Below are 16,342 nucleotides of genomic sequence, written 5' to 3' on the forward strand. Positions count from 1 at the left end.
GGAAAAGTCCGCTTCATCTACCGGTTGTAAAAAGCGTTCTTAGGCGCGCGTCTCGTCCCCGGCGGACCGCGAGGCCTCGGCACGTATCGCGGCCTGCTCGACCAGGGCGCGGATCAGGCGCTGCTGGGGCCGGTTGAAGACCAGGAACTCGGGATGCCACTGCACGCCGATCAGGAACTCGTGGTGACAACTCTCGATGCCCTGGACCAGGCCGTCGCGGTCGCGGGCGACCACGCTCATGCCGTGGCCGGTACGGTCGATGGCCTGATGGTGCAGGCTGTTCACCTGGCACCAGTCGACCTGCAGGATGTGGTGCAGCCGGCTGCCTTCCACCACGTCGACGGTCTTGCGCGGCAGCACCGTCCGGCGCGGCTTGATGTGGGCGTAGGTGGTCTGGATGTCGCTGATCAGCGTCCCGCCCAGGAAGACGTTGATGATCTGGGCGCCGCGGCAGATGCCCAGCACCGGGCATCCGGTGGGTACCAGGCGGTCGAGCAGCGTCAGTTCCAGCTCGTCGCGTTGCGGATCGACGCGCACGTCGAGCTGCATCTCGCCGCCGTAGAGCTGGGCGCCGATATCGTCGCCGCCGCCGACCACCAGCCCGTCCAGGCTATCGATGTCGGGCCGGGCGGGGGACAGCCGCACGGGCCGCCCGCCGGCGCGCCATACCGCGAGGCAGTCGCACCACCAGGCCAGCCGGCTCTTGTGATCCGATGTCGTGATGCCGATCAGCGGTCGTCTCATGCGTCCTTCATCCACTCGCGAAGCCGATCCAGCCAGCGCGATACCGACGAGCGGCTGTGATGGGCGATATAGGCGGCGCTGCGTTCGGCCAGCCGGGTCGGGTCGGCGGCCAGGCGTTCGACCTCCACCCAGCGATTCCATTCCGCGGTGGCGCTCCAGTCCGGCTGCGACAACTGGGCGTTGGGCAGCCGGTAGTGGTAGGTCGGCCGCGGCTTGACGCGATCGTCGTCCGCCAAGCCGGGGTGATCGGGACTCAGGAAGGCGAACAGCGGATAGAAGTCGAGTTCGCGGTTGCGGCTGGGGTTGGCGGCCATGTAGTCGTCGATCAGGGTGTCGAGGTCCGGCCGATAGTCCGGCTCGAGCACCCGCAGGGCATAGTCGCGAGGAAACGGGTTGGCGTGCGGCAGCACCTCGCGGGTGATGTCGATGTCGATCTCCTCGCGCAGCCACTCGGCGAGGATCAGGTAGGCGCGCAGATGGGCGAGCACGCTCTCGGCATCGGTGTCCGGCACCTCGGGGTTGAGATGCAGGCCGAAACCGTAGAGCAGGCTGTCGCGGGTGTCGCGGGCGCCCTGCCGGCGCAGGGCGTCGAACAGCCCGTCGAGTTCGCCGAGGGCCAGCCAGGGTATCGGCGGGCAGACGATCTCGGTGGGCACCACGCCGGCCACGGCGTCGCCGATCAGCGCCCGGGTACGATTGTGCAGCTCCAGGCGCAGGTGCGACCACTCGTCGTCGCCGTGCTCACGGGCCTTCGCCAGCAGCTTGTCGTCGGGATGCGCGTACTTGGCGTCCAGCTCGATGGTGAAGTCGCCGTGCCGGGTATCGACGACCTTGTAGCGATGGGGGCCGAGCCGCTCGATCTCGCCGCCGAAGCGGTCGCGGACGAGCTCGGCGGCGGCGGTCGGGGCAATGGCGGCGAATTCGATCTCCACGCCCACTCGCCGTAATTGGCCTTCGGGCGTTCGGGGCGAGGGTGGCGCTGCGGGTTTCATGCGACCCTCCGGGGTAGACGACTGATGCCGACCATTGCAACGGCTGACCGGATGCCTTGCAAGCCCTTTCACGCGTGGCGGCCGGCTTTCGTGTATCGGGGGGTATCAGCCACGCGTGGCGGTGAGCCCCTGGCGAACGTGCTCGGCCAGCCCCAGCCCGGCCTCGTGCATGGTCAGGTAGGTCTGGTTGGCCCCGGCGCGACGGATCGCCTCGGCCTCGTCCTCGTAGAGGCTGTGGGCGATGATGGTGCCGGCGAAGCCGTGATCGCGCAGTTGGCGGGTGGCGAAGATCTTCGACTCGGCATCCGGCAGCGATAGCATCACGACCTCGATCTGGCGCAGGTTGACGCTGTTCCAGAAGCCGATGTCCTCGCCGTCGGCGTAGACCACGTGGCGCCCCGCGCGGACGTGGCTCTCGACCCGGTTGGGATCGGCATCCAGGCCGATCAACCGGGTGTCGTCGGCATGCAGACGATCGTAGGCGGCGGTGCCGGTACGCCCCATGCCGACGATCATCACCCGGGCGTCGCCCAGCGAGGCGGGCTGCTCGTCGGGATGCCAGCGATGATTCTCGAAGCGCCGCAGCCAGGGCTCGAGACGCGCGAACAGCGAGTGGGCGTTGCGCTGCAGCGGTGCGGCGACCAGAAACGACAGCGCCACGGCCAGCGCCAGGCCCACCAGGGTGTCGGGCGCCAGGGCGGCGGCGACGATCAGGCCGAACTCGCTGTAGCTGGTCAGGCTGATCGCCGCCTGGAAGGCGTTGCGGGCGCGCAGCCGGAACAGGATCAGCAGGAAGAAGAACAGCGCCGCCTTGAGCGGCAGCAGCGCGGTAAAGGTCACGGCGAAGACCAGCGAATCCCAGTCGGGCATCCCCGACATGCCGATCTTGAGAAAGAACCCCACCAGGAAGAGCTCCTTGAGCCCCCACAGCGTCTTGCCGAGCTCCTGGGCGCGGGGGTGATCGGCAACCAGCGCGCCGAGCAGCAGCGCGCCCACCTCGCCGGACAGCCCCAGCGCCGAGAATCCCGCGCCGCCGACCACCACGGCGAGGACCAGGCCCATCAGCAGGAGCAGCTCGTCGTGGCCGCTGAGGTCGATCAGACGCTTCAACAGCGGCCGCGCGAGGGGCAGGCCGAACAGCAGCACGGCCCAGGGCGAGGGCACCTGGCCGGTGGAGAAGGCCAGCACCACCAGGGCGATCAGGTCCTGGATGATCAGGATGCCGATCGCCACCCGGCCGTGAAAGGCACGCAGTTCGCGGCGGGCCTCCAGGCTCTTGGCCGAGAGCACGGTACTCGAGAAGGCCAGGGCGATGGCCAGGATCGACGCGGTGGCCCAGGTCGCCCCACCCAGCCAGTGCAGGCCGGGCGCGAACACCAGCAGCGTGGCCAGGAAGTGGATCAGCCCGCCGCCGAACACCTCGGGCTGGGCGAGACTCTTGAGCTTGAGCTTGAGGCCCACCGTGAACAGCAGCAGCAGCACGCCGAGGTGCGCGACATGGTCGAGGATCTCGGGGGTCGACGGGGGCAGCGCCAGGGAGTCGGCGAAGGGGTTGATCAGAAAGCCCGCCGCCAGGAAGCCGATCAGCGCTGGCAGCCCGCACCGCCAGGCGAGCAGGCCCAGCACGAAGGCGAACGACAGACAGATGACTTCCAGCATGGGCGGGCTCCCGTGAGACGATCTGGTGTGCCCGGCGGTATGACGAGCGATTCCCGGGTTTTTTACCGCAACTCGGCCGTCATGCCCACCGTCGGCGACGCCGGATTGACCTCGGTCAACGCGCAAAGCGTCAGCGTTCGCGGCGACGCTGACGTATCCTGTCAGCGGGACGATTCGATGACATCGGCGGCGTCGACCGTCGGCAAGGGAGGAAGCATGAACGCATCGCGACAGGGCGCGGACTGGACGGCGCTGACCAGCGTCGAACTCGAGGCCTGGGCCGAGGGCGACGGCGTGGCGGTGCTGCCGCTGGCGGCGATCGAGCAGCACGGCGGCCACCTGCCGCTGGCCACCGACCGGACGATCGGCGAAGGACTGCTCGAGGCGGCGCGCCATCGGCTGCCGGAGAACTTCCCGCTGCTGGTGCTGCCGACCCTGGCGGTGGGCGCCAGCGACGAGCACACGGCGTTTGCCGGCACCCTGAGCCTGCCGCCGGAGGTGGCGATCGCAGTGATCGAGGCCCACGGCGAGGCGGTCGCGCGGGCCGGCCTGCGCCGCCTGGTGCTGTTCAACAGCCACGGCGGCAATACCGCGGTGGCCGACATTGCCGCGCTCAAGCTGCGCCGGCGGCTGGGCCTGCTGGTGGTCAAGGCCCACTACATGCGCTTCGCGCCGCCGGCGGATTCACTGCCCGCGGCGGAGTGGCGCCACGGCCTGCACGGCGGGGCCGCCGAGACCGCGATGATGCTGCATCTGGCCCCGGAGACGCTACGCCGGGCGTGGCTCGATCACCCGCCGTCGCGGGGCGAGGCGATGGCGGCACAGGGCGGCCGGCTGGGCCCCGAGGGGGAGGCGGCGTTCGCCTGGATGGCCGAGGACCTGCACCCGGGCGGCGTGGTCGGCGATGCGCGTCTGGCCAGCGCCGCCCTCGGCGAGCGGCTGGTCGCGCACTACGCGCAGTGCCTCGCCGAGGTGCTCGTCGAGACCCGCGAGCTGGCGATCGACGACTTTCAGGCCCGTTCCGAGCCGGAGTGACCGTCGAGGACGTCATCGAGCAGGTGCCCGGCGCGATGCGCCTTGGCGTGCAGGTAGCGGTAGTTCTGCTCGGTGAGCCGCCCGTAGAGCGCCTGGCGGCCGGCGACCTCGATGCCGCCCTCGGCCAGCGCGGCGATCTTCACCGGATTGTTGGTGAGCAACTGCACGCGCTGGACGCCCAGTGCGGCGAGCATGTCCACGGCGACGCCGTAGCGGCGCTCGTCCTCGCCGAAGCCCAGCACCTGGTCGGCGTCCAGGGTATCCAGGCCCTCGTCCTGGAGCGCGTAGGCGCGCAGCTTGTTGGCCAGGCCGATGCCGCGGCCCTCCTGGGCCAGGTAGAGCAGCACGCCGCCGCCCAGGGCGGCGATTTCGGCGACGGCGTTGCGCAGCTGTTCGCCGCAGTCGCAGCGCAGGCTGGCGAACAGGTCGCCGGTCAGGCAGGCGGAATGCAGGCGCAGGGGCACGTCCCGCTGCCAGGTCTCGCGGTCACCGATGACGATCGCCACGTGCTCGCGCAGGCCGTCGGGCTCGCGAAACAGGATGAAGCGGCTCTCGCTGGCCTCGGCGAGCGGGATACGGGCCTCGCTGACGCGGCGCAGCATGCCGTCGGCACTCTCCAGACAGCGCTCGGCATCCTCGGCGGCGACGCCGAGCAGGGCCCCTTCGGCGATGCGTGCCTCGATCGCCGTGCGGGCCTCGCCGTCGAGGCGGCGGGTCAGCGCCGCCGGAATCAACAGGGCGCGGCGCATCAGCGCCAGGGCGGCCTGTTCGGCACGGTTGGCGGCGAGCGGTTCGGCGTCCGTCGCCCCGGGCTCGAGGCCGAAGGCCAGCGCATGCAGACGCCGGGTGTCGTGCCACAGTGCCGGCGGCAGCGCCAGACGGGCGCTGTCGGCGTCGATCCTGTGCCCCAGGCGGGCAAGACGGTGACGGCTGAGCACCAGCGCCGGTGTCGGCATCTCGGCGGATTCGGCGAGACGCTCGAAGGCCGCCTCGTCGACGCTCTCCAGCGGGTGGACGAGGACGGCCTCGTCGGCGTCGCGCAGCAGCACCGGCAAGCCGCGGCGTATATCGAATAGGGCGCGTTCGACCTGATGCATGAGCGTCTCCTTGCTTGGGGGTTGCCCTGGCGCAGCCGGGCTGCGCATGATGAATCGCCTGTCTCGATGGGAGCCGACATGGACGACTCGCTTCTCGATGCGGCCTGGCGCGGTGTGCGCCGGGCGCGCGAACACGACTGGTCACGCTCGACCGTCGCCCGTATCGACACCGGCGTCGGGGCCATCGAGGTCCGGCGCGGCGGCGACTGGTCCGCTGATGCCGTCTGGCCCGCCGGCGCGTGCGCCCTGCTCGACAGCCTGTTGCCGCTGGTGGCCCGGTGCGGGGGCCTGGCGATCGCCCAGCTGGGGCAGAGCCTCGACGGGCGCATCGCCACCGAGAGCGGGGCCTCGCATTACATCAACGGCCTGGCCAGTCGCGTGCATCTGCACCGTCTGCGTGCCCTGGTCGACGCCGTGCTGGTCGGCGCCGGTACCGTGGCGGCCGACGATCCGCAACTCACGGTGCGCCATGTCGAGGGCGCCAACCCCTGGCGGGTGGTCTGCGACCCGCGCGGGCGGCTCGACGTCCGGCGCGACGTGTTCCAGACCGCTGCCGCGCCCACCCTGCATCTGGTGGGGCGCGGCGCGCCGCCACTGGTCGGCGCCGGGGCGCACGTCGAGCGTCTCGAACTGCCCGCGGGGCCCCGCGGCATCGAGCCGCGCGCGGTCCTCGATGCGCTCGCCGAGCGCGGCCTGACGCGGGTGCTCGTGGAGGGCGGCGGGGTCACCGTCTCGCGTTTCGTCGAGGCCGACGTGCTGCACCGCCTGCATCTGCTGGTGGCGCCGCTGCTGATCGGTTCCGGCCGCCCGGGCCTGGCGCTGACGCCCATCGATACCCTCGACGCGGCGCGGCGCCCGCCGGCCCGGACCTTCCCCTGCGGCGACGACACCCTGTTCGATCTGCGCCTGCTCGACCCCTGAGCGTCGGCGCAGCAGAAACAGCGCGCCGGGCAGGCTGCTCACCAGCACGAGGACGCCGTAGGCCACCGACACCGCCACGCCCTGGGCCGGGTCGAGCCCGGTCGCGCCCCACACCAGCGCCGCGGCGCCCTCGCGCAGCCCCCAGCCGGCCACCGACAGCGGCAGGGCCATGGCCATGAGGACCGGCGGTACCAGGACCAGCAGTGTGGGTGTGGCCAGCTCGACACCGATGGCGCGGGCCGCACAGAGGTAGACCGCCACGTAGCTGGCGACCACCAGCAGCGAGCCGAGCAATTGACCCGGCCAGGCCGCGGCGTCGAGCAAGGCGCGCTTGAGGTCACCGCCGAGCCCTTGCAGGGCCCGTGGCGGACGATGCCAGGCGTGCCGGAGCCCACCGCCAACCGCCAGCACGATGAGACCCGGCACCGCCACGCCCGGTAGCCCCAGTCCGCCAAGCCGCTCGACGAGTGTCGTGACGGCGTGAATCAGCGGGTCGCGCCAGGTCGGCGAGAGCAGCGCGATACCCGCCAGCAGCCACAGCACCAGTTGCCCCGAGACGCGCTCGATGACCACGGCGCGCACTGCCGGACCGCGTTCGCCACTGGCGCTGGCATGGCGCCAGGCCCGGGTGACGTCGCCCATCACCCCGCCGGGCAGCAACTGGTTGAGAAAGGTCGCCAGGTAGTAGTCGGCGACGGCCGTGGGGTAGGCCAGCGGCACGCCCAGCAGGCGCGCGGTGAGCCGCCAGCGCCAGGCCGAGACCAGCACCTGGGGCAGCCCCAGGGCCAGCGCCAAGAGCACCCAGGCGGGCGACAGATCGCGCAGTTGCGCGGCGATCGCCGACGGCTCGAGCCACGCCGCCAGCGCGGCGAGCAGCCCCAGGCTGACCGCCAGCCGCAGCACGCTCCGGCGGCGAGACGCCGTCACGCGGCATCCCCCGGTACGACGAAGAGGTCGTCGTGCTCGACGCACAGCCCCAGCCGGCCGCTTGCCAGTGCCTGGCGACGGCGTTCCAGCCAGGTCGCGATCCGCCGCGTGTCGTCCGGGGCCTGCTCGCCGGCGGCCTGGGCCCAACCGTCGATCAGCGTCGTGGCGAGGGGCGTGGCGTCCGCCGCGCCCGCCGGCAACTGCCAGGGGCTCGGTGCCCGCGCGATCTGGTAGCCGCGCGCGGCGAAGCGGTCGGCGAGCCATGTCGGCGCGTCGCCGCCCAGCGCCGGGCCGAAGCCCTTGTCGCGGCGCTGGTGGGCGGCGAGCACGCCACGCAGCCAGCGGTCGTCGTCGTCCTCGTGGTGATGGCCCCGGGCGTCGACGAAGGCCCAGTCGCCGGTAACGCTGAGCGTGAACAGCCCGGCCACCCGGCGCTGGGCACAGGCCTCGACAAGGGCATCGAGCCAGTCGCGGGAGACCAGGTCGAACAGCGCCGAGGCGACGACCAGGTCACAGCCGTCGAGCAGTGCGGCGTCCAGCGGCTGCAGGCCGCGATGATCGCTGATCCACTCCAGCGGACGGTCGGCTCCGTCCGCCAGGCGATGCAGGCGTGTCGCGGCCTGGCCGAGCAGGGTGGCGTCGTGATCGACCAGCCGCCAGCGCTGGGGGCCGGGCAGCCGCGGGGCCAGATAGGCGACGTTGCTGGCGCCGCCGCTGCCCAGGTCGACCAGGCTAAGGGCATGGGCCGGTGTCTGGCGCGCGAGCAGCCAGTCTCGGGCCTGCTCGGTCAGGCCGGGGTCGCGGGCACGGTGGTCGATGCTTTCGCGCAGGCGCAGCCAGTGGGCGTCGAAGTGGCCGGTGGTATCGCTCATGGGGCGTCTCCCGGCGGCCGCTGCAGGGCGGCGGCGAAGGCGCGCCCGGCCTGGTTCCAGTCCTGAAGGGCGTCGCGGGCGCGACGGGCGCCGTCGCGCAGGTGGCGACGCAGCTCGGCGTCGTCGAACCAGCGTGCCAGGGCGCCGGCCAGGGCCTCGGCGTCGCCGGGGGGCACCGGGAGGCCGGCATCCGCCGGCAGGGTATGCGCCAGAGCACCGCCGGTGGTGGTGATCACCGGCAGGCCGTGGGCCAGCGCTTCGCTGATCACCATGCCGTAGCCTTCGTAGTGGGAAGGCAGCACGAAGACGTCGGCGTCCCGGTAGGCCGATCCCAGCTCGGCGGGCGGGCGTTCGCCGAGCAGATGAATGCGCGCCTCGAGCCCGGTGGCCGCGATGCGCTCGCGCACCCGATCGACATGGGCGGTGTCGCGGTCGAGGCCGCCGATGCAGTCGCAGCGCCAGTCGCGATCGGCAAGGGTCGCCAGAGCGTCGATCAGCACGTCGTGGCCCTTGCGCGGGGTAACGGTGGCCACGCAGAGCAGGCGCGTCGCGCTGTCGCCGCCGTCGGCGGGCAGCGGGGCGCGGTCGACGCCGGGCTCGACGACCGCGATGCGCCCGGGGGCAACGTGGTAATCGGCCAGGCGCCGGGCGGTGAAGGGGCTGGTGACGATGACCCGGGCCACGGCGCCCAGGGCGCGCGTCTCGCTGACCGCGAAGCGCGTGCGCTGGGCCTCGTCGAGGCCGGTCTCGTCGGCGAGCGGATGGTGGACCAGGGCGGTGAGGTCGAGGCGCTCGCCGTGGCGGGCGACGACTTCGGGCAGTGCGCCCATCGCCAGGCCGTCGATCACCGCCCGGGCGCCGTCGGCCAGCCCGGCGAGGGCGGTGTCGAGCGCCTGTGCGGCGACGGCGTCGGGTTCGGGGAAGCGCCCCTCCAGGCCGATGACGTCGACTCGCCAGCCCTGCTCGCGCAGGGCCTCGGCGATGCGGGCGTCGTAGACATAGCCGCCGGTGAGCTGCTGCGGGTCGCCGGCGACGATCAACGTCAGGGTCGCGCTCACAATGCCCCCTCGTAGCTGGCCCAGGCGATATGCGACTCGTGCAGCGTGACCGTGAGGTGGGTCAGCGCCTTGGCGCCTTCGCCCAGCCGGCCCTCGCGGATCATCGCCGCCATGCGTTCGAAGACGGCATGGGCCATGAATTCGGTGGTGGTGTTGCGACCCCGGAAGGCCTCGTCGTCGTCGAGATTGCTGAGGTTGAACGCCGCCAGCAACGACTTGAGGGCCTCGCTGGCCAGGCCGATGTCGACGACCAGGTCGTGCTCGTCGAGCTCGGGGCGGCGGAAGGTCACGTCGACGACATAGGTGGCGCCGTGCTGGCGCTGGGCGGGTCCGAAGACCTCGCCCTGGAAGCTGTGGGCGATCATCATGTGATCGCGGACGGTCAGGCTGAACATGCGAGCCTCCTTGGTTGGCGTGCGGGTCTCGGGTGTCGCTCAGTAGCGCAGGCGGTGGCACAGCGCCCCGCGGGCGGCGGCCAGGCGCGGCATCAGGTCGGGGAGATCGCTGAAGGCGCTTTCGGCCTCGATCAGCGCGTCGAGTCGCGGGTCGGCGAGCAGTTCCAGGGCCAGCGAGAGACGCCGGTGATGGCTCCAGCGCGCGCGGTGCGACGCCGCGACCGAGCCGACCTGACTCGAGCGCAGCGTCAGGCGGCGGGCGTGGAAGGCTTCGCCCAGCGGCACCTCGACGGCTTGCTCGCCGTACCAGCTCATCTCGATCACGGTCGCCTCGAATCCGGCCAGTTCCAGGCCGCGGCGCAGCCCGGCCGGGTTGCCGCTGACATGAAAGATCCGGTCGGCCTCGCCGGTGGCCTCGCCGGGTGTGCGGAAAGGCACGTCGAGCGCTCGGGCCAGTTCGGCGCGGGCCGGGTCGATGTCGATCAGCTCGACCCGGGTGCCGGGGATTCGGGCGCAGAGAAAGGCGATCAGCGCGCCGACCACCCCGGCGCCGATCACCGCGATGCAATCGCCGGGGCCGGGGGCGGCATCCCACAGGCCGTTGACGGCGGTTTCCATGTTGGCGCCGAGCACGGCGCGGCCGGCGGGCAGCGATTCGGGCAGGGCGACGACGGCTTCGGCGGGGACCACGTAGCGGTCCTGATGGGGGTGCAGGCAGAACACCCGGCGGCCGAGCCATTCGTCGGGGCCGCGCTCGACCTCGCCGACGCTGGCATAGCCATACTTCACCGGGCCCGGGAAGCCGCCGGCCTGAAAGGGCGCGCGCATGCGCTGGTATTCGGAGGAGGGCACCCGGCCGTTGAAGACCAGCGCTTCGGTGCCGCGGCTGATCCCGCTGTAACGGGTGCGGATCTGCAGCTCGCCGGCGGCGGGCGCCGGCAGGGCCTCCTCGCGGATCGCGCCGTGGCCGGGAGCCAGGGTCCAGAAGGCCTGTGCGGGGGTGGCGGGCATGCTAGCGTCCTTGTCGTGACCGGGGTCGTCCGCGGGATGCGCTCGGGCATCATCGGTGCAACCGTTGTACAATGATTGTATAGCAATGCATCCTTGCATCATCAATGCTCGACCTGCACCGGGTGGGGTGCTGCGCGTCATCGCGCCGTCGTCCTTAAGTTCCGTGGTGGGGCCGGCGACGTCAAGTCATCATCTGGCGAGCGCGTCAGTCGACGAGGAGGTAGCGCCACATGCGTCGGTCATCCCCGCCACCTGCCGGTGTCCCCCGTCTCCGGCGTCTACCGCTGCCGAGTCTCGCCGAGAGCCTGGCCGTATTGACGCTGTTCGCCCTGCTGGTCGAGAGCCTGCTGGCCTGGCTGGCGGCGCCCGCCGGGCTGCGTGTGAGTGCCGGCGCGATCTATCTGGCCATGCTGGTCCTGGTGGCGTGGGGCTGGGCACCGTCGCGCCAGGCGCTGGGCTGGGCCAACCGTGTCACCCTGCTGCGCGGCATGCCGGTGGCGGTGATCGCCGGCGCGCTGGTGTTCCCCGAGTTCATGGCCCGGCACGCCGGGGCCATGGCCGGGCTGGCGCTGGTGGCCCTGCTGCTCGACGGCGTGGACGGCTGGGTGGCGCGCCTGACCCGGTCGATATCGCGCTTCGGGGCGCGCTTCGACATGGAGCTCGATGCCTTCTTCATCGTGGTGCTGTGTGCCGCGCTGACGGTGCTGGGCAAGGTCGGTTGCTGGGTGCTGGCGATCGGCGCCCTGCGCTACCTGTTCGTGATGGCCGGCTGGCGCTGGCAGTGGCTCCAGCGCCCGCTGTTCGCGTCGCGTCGCCGCAAGGTGATCTGTGTCTGGCAGGTCGCGACCCTGCTCGTCGGTCTGCTGCCCTGGACGCCTGCGTCGCTGGCGAGCGGGCTGGCCGGCGTGGCGCTGGCGCTGCTGGGGCTGTCCTTCGCGCTCGATGTGCGCTGGCTGGCGCGCCGCCGTCACGTCCCCGTGCCGGCGGGCGAGTGCTGAGACGGGACGTTCAGACCACGCCCAGCGCCTTGAGGATCAACTGCCCCCCGACGATCGCCATGGCCAGGATGATCAAGCGATAGAACAGCCGTTCGTTGACCCGGTGCTGCAGCCACAGGCCGCTGCGTACCCCGGCCCAGGCCACCGGCACCAGCAAGAGCGAGGCGCTGGCGCTGGTGAAGTCGATCTCGCCGAGCCACAGGTAGGGGCCGAGCTTCATCAGGTTGACCGCGGCGAAGGCCAGCACGCTGGTGGCGATGAAGGCTTCCTTGGAGAGGCGTCGCGGGATCAGGTAGAGGTTCACCGGCGGTCCGCCGGCATGGGCGAGAAAGCTGGTGAAGCCGCAGCCGATGCCGGCCGGGATCGACCAGAGGGCGGAAATCGCGCGTGAGGCGGCGGGGCGCGCCAGCATGTAGGCGGCGAACAGCAGCGAGATGATCCCCAGCAGCAGCCGGATCAGGTCCTCGTCGAGCAGCCCGATGGTCAGCGTGCCGATCACCACGCCGACGGCCATGCCCGGTAGCAGCCGTTTCACTTCGCGATTGTCCTGCCGGCCCCACCAGGCCTTGACGCTGAAGGCATCCATCACGATCAGCAGCGGCAACAGCAGGCCCGCTGCCTCGACCGGACCGATGGCCAGTGCCATCAACGGCACCGACAGGGTGCCGAACCCGCCGGCGAATCCCCCCTTGGAGACCCCGGTGAAGAAGGTCGAGATCACGATCAGGGACCAGGCGAGCAGCGAAAAGTCCGGCAGGGTCATGCGGGCTCCTTGGGTTCGCACGGGTAAGACGACGAGGGGACAGAGTGTATCAGTCCGGCGTGCGAGAGGACCGGCAAGAAAGCATGGGGGGTCGTCAATGCGCCACTCGCCGCGTATAAGGAACCCACGCTTCATCAAAGGAACGCAAGGACATGGCAAGAGCCCCCTTCGAACTGGCCGGGGTGCGCGTGGCGCCGGGGTCGCGCGAGCAGATCGACGTGCCGGTGGCCAAGCTCTACACGCATGCGCCGCTGGACATTCCCGTCGAGGTGGTCCATGGCCGGCAGCCCGGCCCGGTACTGCTGGTCTGCGGGGCGATTCACGGCGACGAGATCAATAGCGTCGAGATCGTCCGCCGCCTGTTGCGCTCCTCGTCGATTCGTCGCCTGCGCGGCACGCTGATCGCGGTGCCCATCGTCAACGTCTTCGGCTTCGTCCAGCACACCCGCTACCTGCCGGACCGGCGCGACCTCAACCGCTGCTTCCCGGGGAGTGAATCGGGTTCGCTGGGCTCGCGGGTGGCCGCGCTGTTTCGCGAGCAGATCGTCGACCTGGCGTCGCACATCATCGATCTGCACACCGGCGCCATCCACCGTACCAACCTGCCGCAGGTGCGCTCGCAGCTCGACGTGGGCGACGAAACCGCGGCGATGGCGGAGGCGTTCGGCGCGCCGGTGATCCTCAACGCCGAGCTGCGCGAGGGCAGTCTGCGCGCCTACGCCCAGGGGCGCGGGGTGCCGGTACTCACCTACGAGGCCGGCGAGGCGCTGCGTTTCGACGAGTGGGCGATCGCCCCGGGGGTGCGTGGTGTGCTGCGGGTGATGCGCCACCTGGGCATGCTGGCGGCGAGCCGGCGGCGTCGCGAACCGCCCCCGGCGGAGATCGCCAACGGGTCGAGCTGGGCTCGGGCGCCGATCGACGGCATCCTGCGCCCGCGCGTGCGCCTGGGCACGCGAGTGGCCAAGGGCCAGGTGCTGGGCATCGTCGCGGATCCGTTCGGCAACACCGAAGGCGAGGTGGTATCCAATGCCGACGGTATCGTCATCGGCCAGAGCAATCTGCCCCTGGCCAACGAGGGCGAGGCGTTGTTTCACGTCGCGCGCTTCGAGGCCATCGAAGAAGCGGAGAGTGCTGTCGAGTCGTTCCAGTCCGACTATGAAGGGTTGCCGGACATCCTCTGAAGAGGCCGTGTCGGGCCATCGACCCGAGGGCTGGAGGGCGGTGGCGCGTCGGGATGCGAATCGCGCCGTGCTGTGCGAGAATCCGCCCCTTCCTTTCTGCCGTCTCCCGCTGGCGCACTGCGCCGCCGGGGGCGGTGATGCCTCGAATTCTCCGTGATCGATACGCCATGGCAAAGCTCCAAGACGCGATTTCCCGTACCACGACTCACCCCCTGCGGCCTGCGCTGGACAGGACGTTTTCCGTCGCGCCGATGATGGACTGGACGACCCGGGACTACCGGGCCTTCGCGCGGACCTTGACCCGGCATGCGCTGCTGTATACCGAGATGGTCACCACCGGGGCGATTCTTCACGGCTCGCCGCGGGAGCGCTTCCTGGGCTACGACGACACCGAACATCCGCTGGCCCTGCAACTGGGCGGCAGCGATGCGGGGGAGTTGGCGGCCTGCGCGGCGATCGCCGAGGCCTGGGGCTACGATGAGGTCAACCTCAATGTCGGCTGTCCCAGCGACCGGGTACAGAACAACCTGATCGGCGCCTGTCTGATGGCCCATCCGCAGACGGTGGCGGCGGCGGTACGCGCCATGCGCGAGGCGGTATCGATTCCGGTGACGGTGAAGTGCCGTATCGGCATCGACGATCAGGATGCCGACGCTGATCTGGCGCGTTTCGTCGCCGAGGTGGCCGACGTCGGCTGCGAGACCTTCATCGTCCACGCGCGCAAGGCCTGGCTGCAGGGGCTATCGCCCAAGGAAAATCGCGACGTGCCGCCGCTCGACTATCCGCGGGTCCATCGCCTGAAACGCGATAATCCGCAGCTGCACATCGGCATCAACGGCGGCATCAAGACCCTCGATGATTGCGGTGCGCATCTCGCCCACGTCGACAGCGTGATGATCGGTCGCGAAGCCTACCAGAATCCCTGGCTGCTGGCCGGTGTGGATGCGGCCCTGTACGGGGTCCCCGGCCCGGCGACGTCGCGCCATGCAGCGGCGCAGGCCCTGCGCCCCTATATCATTCGGCGGCTGGAGGAGGGTGCCAGGCTCAACCACGTTACCCGGCATTTGCTGGGACTCTTCCAGGGGTGCCCGGGCGGGCGTCGCTTCCGCCGTCATCTCTCCGGAAACGCCCACCGCGACGGTGCCGGGATCGCGGTCTACGACGATGCGCTCGGACTGGTGCCGGAAGTGAACGAGCCGGCTATCCACTGAGCAGCACCGCGGCGCGCGGTGCAGTGACGCCGTGGCCAACGATCTCGCCGGTGTTTTGTAGGTTATCTCTTACCTCGTCTTGGGCGATCGCTTACCCGGGTTTCTAACTTGAGTTAATTACCTGGCGAAATGCCTCGCTATACTGTTCTTAGAACGCATTCCCAAACCCTCTGATGATGGGCGCCGGTGGCAGGGTAAAGCGAGGGTCCTTTGCCATGGATGGCAAAGGTAGCGCCCAGGGAGGGGTTTACAGCGCCCTCGCGACGCCCTGCCGCCGGATAAGCCTGTTTCGTCTACCGGTTGTGAAAGGCGTTCTTAGGGTTAGTACGAAAAGGTGCCGAGCACAGACAGGCAGTTTTCTGTGGCCAGGGAAGACCCGTGAAGGACCCCGGGCAGGGAATGCCCGATGCACCAAGGAGGCGTGAGCGGGATGGCTCACGGGTGAGCAGCAAGGAGCATAGCGCTACGCAGCGGCCCGGCCCTTGAGGCCGGGCTTTTTTGGAGTGCCTGCGCGTACCTCGGCCGGACGGGGGCCGTCGCCATGGCAATGCCTACGTGGTTTCGCCACTTTCGCACGCGAATGTAAGCCTTGGCTGACAGAACGCACCCGTTTCCTCTGTTTATAGTAATACCCTCACGATAATCGACGTATAAAACTGTGAATGGCAACGTAGGGGAAACACTATGCAGCGTTGGCTGATTGCTGGAGTTCTGGCGGGGGTGTTGGCGACTGCCGCCCTGGCATGTGCCTTACCGGCAAGGGCGGACGATCAGTCGGTGATGGCCGGGGAGGGCCTGCGCGTCGAACCGCGCTAGACGCCTGAACGGGTGCCGTTCCCGTGTGAACGTTCGGGATGGGCCGCCTGCCATGGACGACAATGGCGGTGTGCCGGCGCTTGCGGTGCCGGGCGGTCGCCTGGCCGCTTGCCCTTGCGATCCCGACGCCGTACGCTCGTTGTTCCGCTCCGCTGGCATCGGGGCCGTTTTCCGACTGACTCGATCAAGCGTGTAGACGTGACCTATGGGCAAGGAAGCCTTTCGAAGCGACGCAATCCCGCCTGTCAAATCATTGATGCTCGGCATGCTGCTCGGCCTGGGCGTCGCCGCCAGTGGTGCCATGGCCAGCCCGGCGAAACTCGACCTCTATCATCAGATCGCGCATCCCGACAGCGCGACGCCATCCTGTGCCTGCCAGCGGGGGGCTTCCGTGACGCGGCGGTCGCTGTGCGGCCCCCAGAACAGTGAGGCGAGTCATCTGCTCGACCGTCTGGCGTTCGGCAGACGCCTGGAGCATCTCATCATCGCCGAACAGGTCATTCCGGGCATGATGGCCAGCGATGCCTGTCTGATCTACGGCCCGCCGGATCGAGTCGCGGCGGATGGCGAAGGGTGCGACGAGCTGATCTGGTGGCGTCCCGACCACCGGGTGAAGATCTGTTACGGCCACGTGGTCAGCGTTACCCGTTGAGCCGCGAGCT

Annotated in this window: 15 protein-coding genes and 1 pseudogene; 6 read left to right on the forward strand and 10 right to left on the reverse strand. The window is 70.2% G+C overall.

Annotated features, from left to right (window positions below; genetic code table 11):
* Positions 1 to 39: 39 nt before the first annotated feature.
* The 3 genes from KGR00_RS15840 to KGR00_RS15850 form a co-directional block, all read right to left on the reverse strand.
* Entirely contained in the window at positions 40 to 744 is a 705-nt protein-coding gene (locus KGR00_RS15840) for a type 1 glutamine amidotransferase (protein ID WP_224419617.1), read from the reverse strand.
* Positions 741 to 1,736: an amidoligase family protein gene (locus tag KGR00_RS15845; protein ID WP_224419618.1), complete on the reverse strand. Its 996-nt coding sequence runs from the start codon at positions 1,734 to 1,736 to the stop codon at positions 741 to 743. The genes KGR00_RS15840 and KGR00_RS15845 overlap by 4 nt, the downstream gene beginning before the upstream one ends.
* Positions 1,737 to 1,841: 105 nt before the next feature.
* Positions 1,842 to 3,395, reverse strand: coding sequence for a cation:proton antiporter family protein (locus KGR00_RS15850; protein ID WP_224419619.1), 1,554 nt, complete (start codon positions 3,393 to 3,395; stop codon positions 1,842 to 1,844).
* A gap of 216 nt (positions 3,396 to 3,611) precedes the next feature.
* On the opposite strand from KGR00_RS15850, the gene KGR00_RS15855 reads away from it, so the two are divergent.
* Positions 3,612 to 4,430: a creatininase family protein gene (locus KGR00_RS15855; protein ID WP_224419620.1), complete on the forward strand. Its 819-nt coding sequence runs from the start codon at positions 3,612 to 3,614 to the stop codon at positions 4,428 to 4,430.
* On the opposite strand, the gene ribA is transcribed toward KGR00_RS15855, so the two are convergent.
* Entirely contained in the window at positions 4,406 to 5,527 is a 1,122-nt protein-coding gene (gene ribA, locus KGR00_RS15860) for a GTP cyclohydrolase II RibA (protein ID WP_224419621.1), read from the reverse strand. The two genes, KGR00_RS15855 and ribA, sit on opposite strands and share 25 nt — an antisense overlap.
* Positions 5,528 to 5,605: 78 nt before the next feature.
* On the opposite strand from ribA, the gene KGR00_RS15865 reads away from it, so the two are divergent.
* On the forward strand, positions 5,606 to 6,448 hold the full coding sequence (locus KGR00_RS15865) for a RibD family protein (protein WP_224419892.1): 843 nt from the start codon (positions 5,606 to 5,608) through the stop codon (positions 6,446 to 6,448).
* Positions 6,449 to 6,490: 42 nt separating this feature from the next.
* Here the strand turns inward: KGR00_RS15865 and KGR00_RS15870 are convergent.
* The 5 genes and pseudogenes from KGR00_RS15870 to KGR00_RS15890 form a co-directional block, all read right to left on the reverse strand.
* Positions 6,491 to 7,420, reverse strand: a pseudogene (locus tag KGR00_RS15870) (lysylphosphatidylglycerol synthase transmembrane domain-containing protein); the annotation flags it as partial.
* On the reverse strand, positions 7,372 to 8,247 hold the full coding sequence (locus tag KGR00_RS15875) for a hypothetical protein (RefSeq protein ID WP_224419622.1): 876 nt from the start codon (positions 8,245 to 8,247) through the stop codon (positions 7,372 to 7,374). The pseudogene KGR00_RS15870 and the gene KGR00_RS15875, both read right to left, overlap by 49 nt.
* A complete protein-coding gene (locus tag KGR00_RS15880; protein ID WP_224419623.1) occupies positions 8,244 to 9,305 on the reverse strand; it encodes a glycosyltransferase family 4 protein in 1,062 nt (353 codons plus the stop codon). The genes KGR00_RS15875 and KGR00_RS15880 overlap by 4 nt, the downstream gene beginning before the upstream one ends.
* Positions 9,302 to 9,700 (reverse strand): 6-carboxytetrahydropterin synthase, encoded by a 399-nt coding sequence (locus tag KGR00_RS15885; protein WP_129138865.1) that lies wholly within the window; start codon positions 9,698 to 9,700, stop codon positions 9,302 to 9,304. The genes KGR00_RS15880 and KGR00_RS15885 overlap by 4 nt, the downstream gene beginning before the upstream one ends.
* Positions 9,701 to 9,739: 39 nt before the next feature.
* Positions 9,740 to 10,711, reverse strand: a complete 972-nt coding sequence (locus KGR00_RS15890; protein WP_224419624.1) for a zinc-binding alcohol dehydrogenase — start codon at positions 10,709 to 10,711, stop codon at positions 9,740 to 9,742.
* A 230-nt stretch (positions 10,712 to 10,941) separates the two neighbouring features.
* Between KGR00_RS15890 and KGR00_RS15895 the strand changes: the two genes are divergently transcribed.
* The gene (locus tag KGR00_RS15895) at positions 10,942 to 11,709 is read left to right on the forward strand and encodes a CDP-alcohol phosphatidyltransferase family protein (protein WP_224419625.1); all 768 of its coding nucleotides are present in this window, start codon (positions 10,942 to 10,944) and stop codon (positions 11,707 to 11,709) included.
* A gap of 10 nt (positions 11,710 to 11,719) precedes the next feature.
* On the opposite strand, the gene KGR00_RS15900 is transcribed toward KGR00_RS15895, so the two are convergent.
* On the reverse strand, positions 11,720 to 12,472 hold the full coding sequence (locus tag KGR00_RS15900) for a sulfite exporter TauE/SafE family protein (protein WP_224419626.1): 753 nt from the start codon (positions 12,470 to 12,472) through the stop codon (positions 11,720 to 11,722).
* 152 nt (positions 12,473 to 12,624) lie between these two features.
* Between KGR00_RS15900 and KGR00_RS15905 the strand changes: the two genes are divergently transcribed.
* The 3 genes from KGR00_RS15905 (at position 12,625) to KGR00_RS15915 (ending at position 16,332) form a co-directional block, all read left to right on the forward strand.
* On the forward strand, positions 12,625 to 13,653 hold the full coding sequence (locus KGR00_RS15905; RefSeq protein WP_224419627.1) for a succinylglutamate desuccinylase/aspartoacylase family protein: 1,029 nt from the start codon (positions 12,625 to 12,627) through the stop codon (positions 13,651 to 13,653).
* Between the two features lie 167 nt (positions 13,654 to 13,820).
* A complete protein-coding gene (dusA, locus tag KGR00_RS15910; RefSeq protein WP_224419628.1) occupies positions 13,821 to 14,864 on the forward strand; it encodes a tRNA dihydrouridine(20/20a) synthase DusA in 1,044 nt (347 codons plus the stop codon).
* Positions 14,865 to 15,945: 1,081 nt separating this feature from the next.
* Entirely contained in the window at positions 15,946 to 16,332 is a 387-nt protein-coding gene (locus tag KGR00_RS15915) for a hypothetical protein (RefSeq protein ID WP_224419629.1), read from the forward strand.
* Positions 16,333 to 16,342: the final 10 nt, after the last annotated feature.

It is taken from the genome of Modicisalibacter sp. MOD 31.J (assembly GCF_020147985.1).
GTDB lineage: Bacteria > Pseudomonadota > Gammaproteobacteria > Pseudomonadales > Halomonadaceae > Modicisalibacter > Modicisalibacter coralii.